Source organism: Martinezella miluonensis (assembly GCF_900094545.1).
GTDB lineage: Bacteria > Pseudomonadota > Alphaproteobacteria > Rhizobiales > Rhizobiaceae > Rhizobium > Rhizobium miluonense.
The window spans coordinates 12266-25480 of record NZ_FMAH01000005.1 but is presented as its reverse complement, the minus strand read 5'-3'; the positions used below and the strand labels follow the sequence as shown (position 1 = coordinate 25480).

Annotated in this window: 15 protein-coding genes; 2 read left to right on the top strand and 13 right to left on the bottom strand. The window is 61.4% G+C overall.

Annotation, left to right across the window (positions count from 1 at the left end):
- Positions 1–4: 4 nt before the first annotated feature.
- The 11 genes from GA0061102_RS07110 to pcaD all read right to left on the bottom strand — a co-directional run bounded on the left by GA0061102_RS07110 (position 5) and on the right by pcaD (position 8915).
- Positions 5–397: a GFA family protein gene (locus GA0061102_RS07110; protein ID WP_092845361.1), complete on the bottom strand. Its 393-nt coding sequence runs from the start codon at positions 395–397 to the stop codon at positions 5–7.
- 138 nt (positions 398–535) lie between these two features.
- Positions 536–1252, bottom strand: coding sequence for an ABC transporter ATP-binding protein (locus tag GA0061102_RS07105; protein ID WP_092845359.1), 717 nt, complete (start codon positions 1250–1252; stop codon positions 536–538).
- On the bottom strand, positions 1233–1997 hold the full coding sequence (locus GA0061102_RS07100; protein WP_092845357.1) for an ABC transporter ATP-binding protein: 765 nt from the start codon (positions 1995–1997) through the stop codon (positions 1233–1235). Before GA0061102_RS07100 ends, GA0061102_RS07105 begins: the two co-directional genes overlap by 20 nt.
- A complete protein-coding gene (locus GA0061102_RS07095; protein ID WP_092845355.1) occupies positions 1994–2998 on the bottom strand; it encodes a branched-chain amino acid ABC transporter permease in 1005 nt (334 codons plus the stop codon). The genes GA0061102_RS07100 and GA0061102_RS07095 overlap by 4 nt, the downstream gene beginning before the upstream one ends.
- A 1-nt stretch (position 2999) precedes the next feature.
- The gene (locus tag GA0061102_RS07090; RefSeq protein ID WP_092845353.1) at positions 3000–3863 is read right to left on the bottom strand and encodes a branched-chain amino acid ABC transporter permease; all 864 of its coding nucleotides are present in this window, start codon (positions 3861–3863) and stop codon (positions 3000–3002) included.
- Positions 3864–3955: 92 nt separating this feature from the next.
- Positions 3956–5128, bottom strand: coding sequence for an ABC transporter substrate-binding protein (locus GA0061102_RS07085; RefSeq protein WP_092845351.1), 1173 nt, complete (start codon positions 5126–5128; stop codon positions 3956–3958).
- A 144-nt stretch (positions 5129–5272) separates the two neighbouring features.
- Positions 5273–6325, bottom strand: a complete 1053-nt coding sequence (locus tag GA0061102_RS07080) for a 3-carboxy-cis,cis-muconate cycloisomerase (protein WP_092845349.1) — start codon at positions 6323–6325, stop codon at positions 5273–5275.
- A gap of 3 nt (positions 6326–6328) precedes the next feature.
- Positions 6329–6943, bottom strand: coding sequence for a protocatechuate 3,4-dioxygenase subunit alpha (pcaG, locus tag GA0061102_RS07075; protein ID WP_092845347.1), 615 nt, complete (start codon positions 6941–6943; stop codon positions 6329–6331).
- On the bottom strand, positions 6943–7692 hold the full coding sequence (gene pcaH, locus GA0061102_RS07070) for a protocatechuate 3,4-dioxygenase subunit beta (RefSeq protein WP_092845345.1): 750 nt from the start codon (positions 7690–7692) through the stop codon (positions 6943–6945). The genes pcaG and pcaH overlap by 1 nt, the downstream gene beginning before the upstream one ends.
- 12 nt (positions 7693–7704) lie before the next feature.
- Positions 7705–8109, bottom strand: coding sequence for a 4-carboxymuconolactone decarboxylase (pcaC, locus tag GA0061102_RS07065; protein ID WP_092845343.1), 405 nt, complete (start codon positions 8107–8109; stop codon positions 7705–7707).
- Positions 8106–8915 (bottom strand): 3-oxoadipate enol-lactonase, encoded by an 810-nt coding sequence (gene pcaD, locus GA0061102_RS07060; RefSeq protein WP_092845341.1) that lies wholly within the window; start codon positions 8913–8915, stop codon positions 8106–8108. The genes pcaC and pcaD overlap by 4 nt, the downstream gene beginning before the upstream one ends.
- Positions 8916–9009: 94 nt before the next feature.
- On the opposite strand from pcaD, the gene pcaQ reads away from it, so the two are divergent.
- On the top strand, positions 9010–9936 hold the full coding sequence (gene pcaQ / locus GA0061102_RS07055) for a pca operon transcription factor PcaQ (RefSeq protein ID WP_092845339.1): 927 nt from the start codon (positions 9010–9012) through the stop codon (positions 9934–9936).
- A gap of 6 nt (positions 9937–9942) precedes the next feature.
- On the opposite strand, the gene pobA is transcribed toward pcaQ, so the two are convergent.
- On the bottom strand, positions 9943–11115 hold the full coding sequence (pobA, locus tag GA0061102_RS07050; RefSeq protein WP_092845337.1) for a 4-hydroxybenzoate 3-monooxygenase: 1173 nt from the start codon (positions 11113–11115) through the stop codon (positions 9943–9945).
- A 112-nt stretch (positions 11116–11227) separates the two neighbouring features.
- On the opposite strand from pobA, the gene GA0061102_RS07045 reads away from it, so the two are divergent.
- Positions 11228–12115 carry a helix-turn-helix domain-containing protein gene (locus tag GA0061102_RS07045; protein ID WP_092845335.1) on the top strand — a complete coding sequence of 296 codons (888 nt, stop codon included), beginning with the start codon at positions 11228–11230 and terminating at the stop codon, positions 12113–12115.
- A gap of 212 nt (positions 12116–12327) precedes the next feature.
- Here the strand turns inward: GA0061102_RS07045 and GA0061102_RS07040 are convergent, their stop codons facing one another.
- Positions 12328–13083, bottom strand: coding sequence for an IclR family transcriptional regulator (locus tag GA0061102_RS07040; protein ID WP_092845333.1), 756 nt, complete (start codon positions 13081–13083; stop codon positions 12328–12330).
- Between the last annotated feature and the right edge of the window lie 132 nt (positions 13084–13215).

The following is a 13215-nucleotide window of genomic DNA, read 5'->3' as shown; positions in this document are numbered from 1 at the left end:
CGACCTAATCCTCGAAGCGGCTCGCTGCCTCGCGATCACGCTCGTATCGTCTCGCGAGCGGAAACGGCGGCAGCCAGGATTCGCGGCGGATGGTCCAGAGTTCGTAGGTCGGTGTCAGCTGATCAGGGGCATCGAGAGACCCCAGGTTCACTTCGATTTCGTCAGCGCTTTGCGAAAAAACGGACGAGCCGCAATGAGGGCAGAAAAACCGGCCGGCATAGTCGCGCGTTTCGCCTTCGATCGTCACCGCATCCTCAGGGAAGATCGCGGAAGCGTGAAAAAGCGCCCCATGATGCTTGCGACAGTCGAGACAGTGACAAATGCCGACACGATATGGGCGCCCCGACGCCACTATTCGTACCTTGCCGCACAGGCAACCTCCAGTGAATCGGTCCATGTTGCACCTCCTCCAAATTCAGGCAGGCGGAGTGTCTACGACAGCAAAACTGCTACGGCAATTGCACGCGGCGAGCGGAAATGCACCGTACGAAATCGAAGTCGCGCCACATCGGCGCACGGCCGCAAGGCGGATGTGCTAGTGCAATCCGCCAACGCCGAGCAGGCGTTCGACTGCATCATGATCCCGCGCCAGCGCCTCGGGCGTACCCTTCCAGGCAAGCCGCCCACGTTCAAGAATGATGACATCGCTTGCAAAATCCAGCGCGCTTTGGATGCGTTGCTCCACGAGCAGGATCGTCATGTCACCCGACTTGGCGAGTTTGGCAAAGGCGGCCATCAATTCCTCGCAGATGACAGGGGCGAGCCCCTCCAGCGGCTCGTCCAGAAGCAGGACGGAGGGGCGGCCGAGGATCGTGCGGGCAGTCGACAGCATCTGCTGTTCGCCGCCGGAAAGCTGGCCACCGAGGTTCCGGCGGCGCTCTTTCAGCCGCGGGAACATGTCATAGGCTTCCTGCAAGGCGCTCTTCGGCCGTCCCTTCAGCCCGACGGACAGATTCTCCTCCACGGTCAGCGTCGGAAAGACGTCGCGCGTCTGCGGCACGTAACCGAGGCCCTGATGGGCGCGTCTGGCGCTTGGCAGGCCGGCGATATCGGCCGAGCCCAGCCGGATGTGGCCATCATAGCGGCGTGTCTGGCCTGCAAGGGTGGCAAGCAGCGTGCTCTTGCCCATGCCGTTGCGGCCGAGCACGGCAAGCCGGCCGCCGGCCGGAACCGAAAAGGAAACCCCTTCCAGCACCCGCGTCGGACCATAGCCGGCCGACAGGTTTTCCACTTCAAGCGGCGTGGCCGGCATTGGCGTAGCTCCCAAGATAGGCTTCGCGCACCCGCGCATCCTGCGTCACGTCTTTCGGTGACCCGTCGAATATGATTGTGCCGGCGGCCAGCACCACGACGCGCTTGGCGAAGCGGAAGACGAGATCCATGTCATGCTCGATCATCAGCACGGCGAGATCGGCGGGCAGATCGGCGAGCGCCTGCTCGATGCGGCCCGTATCGCTTTGCGGCACGCCGGCGGCGGGCTCGTCGAGCAGAAGCACTTTCGGCTTCAGGGCCATGGCGACAGCAATTTCCAATAGCCGCTGCTGGCCATAGGCGATCTCGCTGACCTTGCGATGCATCAGCCCGGCAAGGCCGAGCGTGCCAAGCAACTCCTCGGTCTCGGCCATAACATCGCGCATGGCGAGGAAATTGCCGAACATGCGGCCGGAGCGGCCTGTTCGCTGCAACACCGCCATGCCGACATGTTCGGCCGGCGTCATGTCGTGAAACAGCCGCGTCACCTGGAACGAGCGCACCAGGCCGCGCCGGACACGGCCGATGGCATCGAGCTTGTTGACGTTTTGCCCGGCGATGCGGACCTCGCCGGAATCCGCCGGCAAATTGCCTGTCACGAGATTGACGAAGCTGGTCTTGCCGGCGCCGTTCGGGCCGATCAAGGCGACGCGATCTCCCGGCGCCATGGACAGACTGACATTGTTGGTCACCGTCAGGCCACCGAACGCCTTCTTCAGATTGCCGACCTCGAAAATCGCTCTCATGCCCGCGCCTCCCTGCGACGAGCAATGTAGGCGGCGGCCGTGCCGTAAATGCCCTTGGGCGCGAAGAGAACGACGAGGATCAGCAAGGCGCCGACGATCGTCAGCCAATGGAAGGGATTGGCGGCCGAGACGTAGTCCTCGAACAGCATGAAGATCAGCGTGCCGACGAGCGCACCGAACAACGAGCCAGTGCCGCCGAGCACGAGCATGACGAGGGCCTCGGCCGATTGCGTGAAGGAGAGGCTGTCGAGGCCGACGACCTGGGTCGAGATCGCGTTCAAGGCGCCACCGATGCCGGCAACAGCGCCGGAAATCATATACATCTTGATCAGCGCCGCCTTTGGCGATGCACCCATGGCCCGGATGCGCAAGGGATCCTGACGGATACCGCGGCAGAGCATGCCGAAGGGCGAGCGCACGAGAAAGCGCAGCAGTACAAGCGCAGTCAGCAGCAGCGCGACGCCGTAGATATAGGCCGTGTGGCCATAGAGATCGAATTCGAAAGTGCCAAACAAGGGATCCGGCGAAATGCCTGATAACCCATCGCTGCCGCCGGTCCAGCTGGATGCCTTGTTGGCGAACTCGTGAAAGAGATAGACCAGCGCGATCGACAGCACGAGCTGCGGCAATCCGTGCGCCCTTAAGATGACGACACCACACACCAGGCCGGCGATGGCTCCGGCGACAATGCCCGCAAACGTCATCAGCAGCGGATCGTTGATGCCATAGTGGGCGGATGCGATACCCGCCGCATAGGCGCCGGCGCCGAACAGCGCCGCATGACCGAGTGTTGCCACGCCGCAATAACCGGTGACGAGATCAAGCGAGAGCACGAGAAGCGCGACCGCGATCAGGCGAGTGAGGAGAGCGAGATTATCAGGAAACAGCAGGTAGCCGGCGGCAGCCGCGACGACGATGACCGCGACCGCGATCAGATCCTGCCCGAATGTACGATGTCTGGTCACGGTCACAGCCGTCTCTCTTTCAAGGGTCAATGCCATGTTACTTCATTCTCCCGGCAAAGCCGCGCGGGAAGACGCAGACGATGGCAATGACGGCCAGATAAAAGAAGAATTCCCCATATTCCGGCATAAGGTAACGGCCGGTCGTGTCGATGCAGCCGAGGATGAGGCAGGCGAGCAATGCGCCGGAGATCGAGCCGGCACCGCCGACCGAGACGACGACGAGGAAGGTCACCATATAGCGCAGGGCATAATAGGGTTCGACCGGCAGAAGTTCCGCACCCACCACGCCGCCGAAGGCGGCAAGCCCGACGGCAACGGCAAAGCTGACCGCGTAGACGATTTCGGTCCGCACGCCGAGGGCGGCCGCCATTGCGGCATTGTCGACGGAGGCGCGCAGCTTGACGCCGAACGAGGTTTTCTCGATCAAATACCAGAGCGCAAGAGCGACCACGAGACCGCAGACAATCGCGAAGATGCGATGGGTGCCGATGGTCCGGAACCCAAGATCGACGGAACCCTGCAGGCTGCCCGGCAAGGGGATGGTCTTCAAAGTCGGGCCAAAGACGTAGTTGGCGATACCGATGATGCAGAAGGTGATGCCGATCGTCATCAGCACCTGCGTCAATTCCGGCGCGCCATAGATGCGTCGGTAGAGCAGCCGCTCGATCGGGATGGAGATGATGACGGTGCCGACCACGGCCAGCAATACGGCCGCAGCATAGCCAAGACCAAGGTCGTGTGCTGCATAGGAGGCGATATAGCCGCCGATCATGGCAAAGGCGCCATGGGCCAGATTGACGACGCGCATCAACCCCATGGTGACGGAGAGGCCGATGGAGATGACGAACAGCACCATGCCGTAAGCGAGGGCATCGACTGCTATGCTGAGCACGGTTTGCATTGAAATCGCTGGTCCGTTTTTGTTGCGCGACCGCTGCCGTCACCCGCTCGAGCGAAGTTTTCCGTTCAGGCCGGCGACGTTACAAGAGCGCTTTACTTCGCGGCAGCAAGGCCAGGATCGCCCTGCTTCTCGAAGGTCTGAATTTCCTTGTTGTAGTACTTGCCATCGTTACCTTTGGCGACTTCGCGCAGATAGATATTCTGCGTGATATGCCGGCTTTCGGCGTCGATGGTGACGGGGCCACGAGGACTGACCCAGGACAGACCCTTGACGGCATCGACAGCCTTCTGCGCATCCTGCTTGCCGCCAGTCGCTTCGATCATCTTGTAGATGACATGCATGCCGTCGAAGGCACCGACGGCCGGGAAGGTCAGCTCGGCGAGATTGCCGATCGCCTTCCCAGCGGCTGCTACAAAGGCTTTGTTTTCAGCAGAATCGTGGGAAATCGCATAATGGAAGGTCGTCTGCATACCGAGTGCGGCGTCGCCAAGCGCCGGCAGATCGGATTCCTGCGTCAGATCGCCGGGCGCAAACAGCTTGATACCACCAGCCTTCAGTCCGTTTTCATTGTAGGCCTTGACGAAGCCGAGCGTCGTCGGGCCTGACGGCAGGAAGGCGAAGACGCCCTGTGCGCCGGAATCCTTGATACGCTGCATGATCGGGCTGAAGTCATTGGTTGAAAGTGGCATGCGGATCGCCTGAACCACCTGGCCACCCTGCTTCTCGAAACCGGCCTTGAAGGCATTTTCGGCGTCGATGCCGGGACCGTAATCGCTGACGACGGAGATGACCTTCTTCACGCCGGCATCATAGGCAACTTTGGCGATCGGCGTCGAAGTCTGCCAGGTGGTAAAGGAGGTTCGCACGACCAGCGGGCTCTTGGTGACGATTGCCGATGTCGCAGCATTGAAGATCACCATCGGCACATTGGCCTGCTTGAGGATCGGCGTCACGGCCATCGCATCCGGCGTAAAGTAGAAGCCGGCGAGATACTGGACATGCTCCTTGACGACGAGCTCCTGCGCCAGCGACTTCGACTGGGCGGGATCAGCCGCGGGCAAGTCGCGGTAGATCACCTCCACCTCGTCCTTGCCGACCTTCTTGCCATTCACAGCCATGTAGGCGTCGATACCGGCCTTGAAGTTCTTGCCCTGCAATGCGAATGGACCGGAGAAAGGACCGATGACGCCAACCTTGATCGTGTCGGCATAGGCGGTACCGCCAAGAGCAACAGCCGCGATAGCGGCCAATACAAACCGTTTCATTTTTCTCCTCCCGGCAGCCATTTTCCGAGCCGCCCTTGATCGTTCAAATTCTGATCACCGCCAATTTCTCATAGGAAATGGTGATGTAAAATGAAATAAAGGTCATCATCCATACTCATTTGGTTATGGATGACTAGGAATATCCTACTTCCCTATCGTTCCCAGGCGCTTGACCGTGCCGATCAGTTGCAGCCCATGGCGCAGCGATGCCGCCGTTGCCACCACCATAGGCGGTAATAGCAGCCATTCCAACGTCCAGGCAGCGCCCGAGCGTTCCTGCTCATGGACGAGGGACTGATGAATGCCCGAAAGCTGGACGGCGTTGAAGCGGGCAAGCGTCACCAGCACTTCGGCTGCGACCGGGTTCTGCTTGTGCGGCATGGCCGAGGAGCCACCGCCGCCGGCAAGCTCGATCTCGTCACCTGTCTGCGCCAGAAGCGCGACATCCTGGCCGATCTTGCCGAGACTGCCGGAGATCATCGACAGCAATCCCGCCAACTCGGCGATGCGCCCCCTTTGGCTTTGCCACTGCGGCTCATCCGTCAGGCCGAGCGCCTGTGCCAGCGAGCTCCTGATTTCGGCCGCTTGCGGCCCGAATTTTTCCAGCGTGCCGGCGGCACCGCCGAACTGCAGCGGGAAAGTCTCCTGCGTCAGCCGATCGCGATACTGGTCGAGCGGATGGCGCCATGCCCGCAGCCGGTCGGACACGGCGATCGCGATCGCGGCCTGCATTCGGGTGCGGCCCATGAGCCTGTTCGATCCGAAACGCTCCTCCAGCTTGGTCAGCGCGGACGATACGGCGAAGAGCCGACCGCTCAAGACAAATGCCACCGCCTTCAGCCGCATCATCAGGCTGGTGTCGATGACGTCCTGGCTGGTGGCGCCGAAGTGAACATGCTTGCCCGCATCCTCACCAACCGCCTTGCGCAGCTGCCTGACAAGTTCAGGCACGACGACGCCATCCGACGCCGTTGCCGCCTTCAGGCTCTCCAGATCGGGCTCGAAACCCGTGCAAACCTCCGCGATCCGCCCGGCCGCCGCGGGCGAGATCAGCCCACGCTGCGCCTCGACCTTGGCAAGCGCAGCTTCGAAGGCAAGCATGGCACGGATATCGGCCTTTGCGGAAAAATACTCCGCGATCTCCTCGTCACCGAGGAGACCGGACAGGAACGGATGGTCGAAGGGAGAAACGCTCATGGCCTATATATCGAGGAAAACCGTTTCTTTGTCGCCCTGCAAATGGATGTCGAAGGTGTAGGTAGAGCCTGCCTTGACCCCAACCAGCGTTGCAACACGATCCCTGTGTTCGATCCGCGCAAGCAGCGGGTCTTCGGCGTTTGCGGCAGCCTCTTCCGGAAAATACATGCGCGTGTGCAAGCCGATATTGATGCCGCGCGCCACGATCCAGAAGGTGATGTGCGGCGCCATCTTGCGGCCGTCCTTGAAGGGAACGCGACCCGGCTTGATCGTCTCGAAGCGGAAAACGCCGTCGGCCGAGTTGGTCGGGCAACGCCCCCAGCCGGTAAAGTTCGGATCGGCTGTGCCGCGCAGTTCCGAGGGGCTATTGTAAAGTCCGGCGCTATCGGCCTGCCAGATTTCGAGGACGGCATCCTTGACCGGCGCGCCCGCACCGTCGAGGACCTTGCCCGTCACCGTGATGCGTTCACCGAGCGTCTTGTCGTTGACCATGGAGGAGCCGAGATCGGTTTCGTAGATGCCGCCGATCTCGCTGTAATTCGGCGTCAGGCCGATGTGGACGTAAGGCCCTGCCGTTTGCGACGGCGTTTCCTTGAGATAGCCGAGTTCCTGTACCATCAATTGCCCTCCAGCCGGTTTTCGAACAGGGTCGAACGGCGACCGCGCAGCACGATATCGAATTTATAGGCGCGAGCGTCCATCGGGATCGTGTTGCCCCAGTCGAGCGGTGCGATTAGCTGCTCTATCGCCTGTTTGTCGGGGATCGTCCCGACGATCGGACATTTCCAGATCATTGGATCACCCTCGAAGTACATTTGCGTAATCAGCCGCTGCGCGAAGCCATGGCCGAAGACCGAGAAGTGGATATGGGCCGGCCGCCAGTCGTTGACGCCGTTCGGCCAAGGATAAGCGCCGGGACGGATGGTGCGGAAGGCGTAGCGCCCTTCATCGTCGGTGATGGCGCGGCCGCAACCGCCGAAATTCGGATCGATGGCGGCGAGATAGGTTTCCTTCTTGTGGCGATAACGCCCGCCGGCATTGGCCTGCCAGAATTCGAGCAAGACGCCCGGCACCGGCCGGCCGCGCTCGTCGAGCACGCGGCCGTGAACGATGATCCGCTCGCCGATCGCGCTTTCACCCGGCTTGGCGAAATTATGGATCAGGTCGTTGTCCAGGTCGTTCAATATGGAATGGCCGAAGACCGGCCCGGTAATTTCGGAGACGGTGCCGTCGAGCGACAGCAATGCCCGCTGCGGCGAGCGCAGCACGGAAGTCTTGTATCCTGGCGAAAACGCCGGCGGATGCCAGGCGCGGTCTCTGGCGAAAAAGGCGCCCGTTTCGGGCTTGCTGTTGGTTCTATCGGACATGTCTGCCTCGCTTCATGCCGCCTCTTCGGCGTCCATTTGTTCGAAAACCTGCTTAGCGATCTTGATCGCATGGTTGGCAGCCGGCACGCCGGCATAGATCGCCACATGCAGAAGCGCCTCGCAAACATCGTCGCGCGTCGCGCCGGTGTTGCGCGTCGCGCGCACATGCATCGCCACCTCGTCGTCCTGACCGAGCGCCGCAAGCAGCGCGATCGTTACGATGGACCGCTCGCGCCAACTGAGCGTCGGGCGCGACCAGACATGCCCCCAGGCTGCCTCGGTAATAAGTTCCTGGAAAGGTCGGTCAAACTCGGTCGATCCCTGCTGGGCGCGATCGACATGGCCGTCGCCGAGCACGGCACGGCGCGTGGCCATGCCCTGCAGATAGCGCTCGGACGGCGTGGTGGGGTCATTCATGGGGCTTGTTCTCCACGCAGGACGACATCGACGAAGGCACGGATGACTTCGGTCAACGCCTCGGGTTGTTCGACGCAGGGGATATGGCCGGCGTCCTTGATCACTTCATAGCGCGCATTCGGAATGAGCTTTGCCGTCGAGAGCACCAGCTCAGGCGGGGTGGAGCCGTCCTGATCGCCGACGATGCAGATGGTGGGCACGGCGATCTTGGCGGCGGCTTCAGTCAGATCCGCATCGCGGAGCGCGGCACAGGTTGCGGCGTAACCTGCGACCGGCTGGCGGAGCAGCATGTTGCAGTAGCCGGCGAAGGCGATGTTTTCCGGGCGGCGAAAGGCAGGCGTGAACCAGCGCTCCATGATCGCATCGACAATGGATTCGATGCCGTGTGTCTCGACCTGCGCAATACGGGCATTCCAGCTCTCCGCCGTGCCGATCTTGTGGGCGGTGTCGCAGAGGATCAGCGCCCGCACCAGATCCGGGCGCCGCTGATAGAGCGATTGCGCGACCAGCCCGCCGACCGACAGGCCGCAAATCACGGCATTCTTGACCGAGAGGAAATCGAGCAGGCCAGCAAGGTCCGTGGCGTGATCTTCGATGGAATAGGGCATCTGGCCGAGATCGGAGAGGCCATGGCCGCGCTTGTCGTAAAGCACGATGGCGAAATCGCCGGCAAGACGAACGATCACATCCCGCCAGATCCGGAAATCGGTGCCGAGCGAATTCGCAAAGACAAGAACCGGCTTGTCGGCGGGGCCACCAATGATCTGGTAGTGGATCGTGACGTCGTTGATGCGGGCAAACTGCACTGGAAATCTCCTCATGCGCGAGATTGGATGTATAATCTGGTTAGGTAAAATGATATTTCTTTGCCCTACGATAACTCCACGGTTATGAGTGAGCATGCTCGACGCACGCATTAAGTTCCGCCATCTGCAAACCTTTGTCGAGGTTGCGCGCCAGAAAAGCGTGATCAAGGCGGCCGGCCTGCTGAATATCAGCCAGCCGGCGGTGACGAAGACGATCCGCGAGTTGGAAGAGGCGCTCGGCGTCGCCGTCTTCGAACGCGACGGGCGCGGCATCCGCATCACCCGCTACGGCGAAGTCTTCCTCCGCCATGCCGGTGCTGCGCTGACCGCACTCCGCCAGGGGTTGGATTCCGTCTCGCAGGAACGTTCCGGTGAAGCGCCGCCGATCCGCGTCGGCGCGCTGCCGACGGTTTCGACGCGGATCATGCCGCGGGCGATGGAATTGTTTCTCAAGGAGGAGACCTGGAGCCGCATCAAGATCGTGACCGGCGAGAACGCCGTCCTTCTTGAACAGTTGCGCGTTGGCGATCTCGATCTCGTCGTTGGGCGGCTTGCAAGCCCCGAAAACATGACGGGCTTTTCCTTTGAGCACCTCTACTCAGAGCAGGTGGTTTTCGCCGTTCGGGCAGACCATCCGCTGCTTTCCTCCCAGCAATCGCTGTTTTCCGATCTCAATCGCTACACGATCCTCATGCCGACGCGCGGCTCGATCATCCGCCCCTTCGTCGAGAGTTTTCTGATCGCCAACGGCGCCGGCGGGCTGCCCAACCAGATCGATACTGTTTCCGACTCCTTTGGCCGCGCCTTCGTGCGTTCCTGTGACGCGATCTGGATCATCTCCGCCGGCGTCGTTGCCGGCGATGTTGATGACGGGTTACTGGCGCTCCTGCCGATCGACACCAGCGAGACAAAGGGACCGGTGGGATTGACCATGCGCACCGACTCCATCCCCACCCTTCCATTGTCGATCCTGATGCAGACGATCCGGGAAGCGGCAAGCGAAGTTACCCAGAGGCTCTAGGCCTGCCTAGAACGGCAAACCGACATAATTCTCGGCGAGCGCGGTCGAAGCGGCGCGCGAATGGGTGAGATAGTCGAGCTCGGCTTCCTGGATCTTCTGATCGAAATCGCTGGTATCGGGAAAGCGATGCATCATCGTCGTCATCCACCAGGAGAAACGCACTGCTTTCCAGACGCGAGCGAGCGCACGCACGGAATAGGCATCCAATCCGGCATTGGAGCGATCCTGGTAATGCTCGACAATACCTGAAAACAGGTAGTGCACGTCGCTCGCCGCCAGGTTGAGCCCCTTGGCGCCAGTCGGCGGCACGATATGGGCGGCGTCGCCGACGAGGAAGAGGCGACCGAAACGCATGGGTTCGGCCACGAAAGAGCGCAGCGGCGCGATCGATTTTTCGAAGGATGGTGCCGCAATCAGCGCCTCGGCATGATGAGCGGGCAGTCGACGGCGCAGCTCATCCCAGAAGCGGTCGTCACTCCAGTCCTCGACCTTTTCGTCGAGCGGACACTGGATGTAATAGCGACTGCGCGTCATCGAGCGCATGGAGCATAGCGCAAAGCCGCGAGGATGATTAGCGTAGATCAGCTCATGATTGACGGGCGCCACGTCGGCCAGCACGCCGAGCCAACCGAAAGGATAGACCTTTTCGAAGCTGCGGACCGCCTTTTCCGGAACCGATTTGCGGCTGACGCCATGAAAGCCGTCGCAGCCGGCGATGAAATCGCAATCGATGCGATGGGAAACGCCGTCCTTCTCGTAGGTCAGATAGGGCGTATCGCCATCGAAGCCGTGCGGCTGGACATTGATCGCGCTGTAGATGGTCGGAGCGCCGCTTTCCTCGCGGCGGGCCATGAGGTCGCGGGTCATCTCCGTCTGGCCGTAGATGACGACCCGCTTGCCGCCTGTGAGACCATGGAGGTCGATGCGATGGTCGCGGCCGTCGAAGGCGAGCGAGAAGCCATCATGCGGCAGTCCCTCCGCATGCAGGCGGGCGCTGGACTTCGCCTCGTCCAGCAATCGGACGGTGCCTTCCTCCAGAACGCCGGCACGCACGCGGCCGAGGATGTAATCCTTGCCGACGCGATCGAGAATGACGTTATCGATGCCGGCCTCCGTCAGCAACTGGCCGAGCAGCAGCCCGGATGGCCCTGAACCGATAATGGCGACTTGAGTGCGCATCGTCTCCTCCCATGCGTGATCTTGCTTCAAGTCTCTTCGGCGCATCGCAAGTTCGCAATGGACATTTCGGTCATGAAATTGCACAAATCGAACATTTCGAGGGAGAAGAGCCATGACGAAGAATGTGCCGATCTATGAGCTCTATGGTGAAAATACTGGCCGAAAGCCGGATTTCTGGCTGCATTGCGAGACGATTCCGTCTCGCAGCAGCCTTCATCACTGGGAAATCCGCCCGCATCGGCATGAGAGCTTCTTTCAGATCTTGTACATAGATGCCGGATCCGGCGACGCCGTATTTGACGGCGTTCCCCACCCCATTACGCCACCCGCCGTCATTACGGTGCCGCCACGTCTCAACCACGGCTTCCGGTTTTCGAGAGACATAGACGGCTTCGTCATCACGGTGCTGATCTCGCATCTGAAGGCCTCTCCGGGCGATCGCAGCCGGCTGGGAGCATGGCTTGCCGATCCGCATCTGACCTTGCTCGACATGCAAAACGAGGACGCTGCGCATGTCGCCAGCACGCTAAAGCGCCTGGGTGAAGAGTTTGCCAGCCACCGCAATGGCCGCAACGATTTGCTCGAGGCCTATCTGACCTCGGCCTTGTTGCTGACGGCGCGCATCGCTCAGAAGGCTGACGAAGGATCTGGCCCGGACGATGACGGCGAGCGCCGGATGGAGATGCTGCAGGGCCTCATCCAGCGCCACTTCCGCTCGCACAAGCCGGCCGCCTTCTATGCCGAAAGCCTCGGCATCTCGCCGGCGCATCTCAGCCGCATCGTGCGCGGCCGGACCGGGCACGGCGCACACGAGTTGATCACCCGCAAGCTGCTCGATGAGGCCAAGCGCGAACTGGTCTTCACCTTCGCGACCGTCCAGGAAATCAGCTATCGCCTCGGTTTCGCCGACCCGGCCTATTTCTCCCGCTTCTTCATGAAGCAGACCGGCCAGACGCCCCGCGCCTGGCGCATCGAGGAGCGGGAGAGGCTGGGCTTGTAAGCACAGCAATCTGAGCGGAAAAATCAGGCAACCACCCGCCCTCGTGGTTCGAGACGACCCTTTGGGCCTCCTCACAATGAGGGCTGATCTTTTCGCTTCGCTAAAAAGGCTGCAAAGCATATCGATCACCGGGCATGCTCAATCCTCATCGTGAGGTGCGTAGCCGAAGGCGGAGCCTCGAAGGACGAGGATGGCCCCGAGAGCCGTGAAGCTTAAGGCAGCACCAGCCGCAGCGCCTTTTGCGTCTCCTTCAGCAGCGGCAGGAACCGCTCCACCATGTCGGAAGCGGCGACATAGGCGGCCGGTGCGCCGATATTGATTGCCGCCACGGTCTGCCCGCGGTCGTTTTCCACCGGCACCGCTATCGAGCAGAGGCCGATTTCCAGCTCCTGATTGATGACGGCATAGCCCTGCTCCCTCACCCGGCGGAATTCGGCCATCAGCTCCTCGGGATCGGTCTTGGTATTCGGCGTATTCGCCTTGAGGTCGGTCCGCCCAAGCACCAAACGCGCCTCACTTTCCGGCAAGGCGGCGAGCAGGACGCGGCCCATCGAGGCGCAAAAGGCCGGAAGGCGGCTCCCCGGCGTCAGATTGATCGACATGACCCGGCGCTGGGAGGCCCGCGCGATATAGACGACTTCCGTCCCGTCGAGCACGGAAGCCGAAGCATTCTGCCCGGCGCGCTCCGCAAGCTGATCGAGGTGCGGCTGGATGATGATCGGCAGCGGCGTCGCGGCAAGATAGGCATGACCGAGCCTGAGGATCTTCGGCGTCAGCGTGAAGAACTTCCCGTCATAGACGGCATAGCCTAGCTCAGAAAGCGTCAGCAGCGAACGGCGCACGGTGGCACGGTCGAGCCCGGTCAGCTTCGACGCTTCGGCAATCGTCAGGCGCTGCCGCGTCTCGCCGAAGGCTTCGATGACTTTCAATCCCTTGGCAAAGCCGCTGACGAAATCTGTTTCGCGCATCCTGATCCTGCACTTTTGTTGTGTCCATAGCGCAAATTCTCAACACTGTTTTTGCTGCGAGATTCACGGTGCGCATCGTTTTGATTTGTCAGCATAAATCCGGGGGCTCGGCTCTGTCGACGCCAGTTCGTC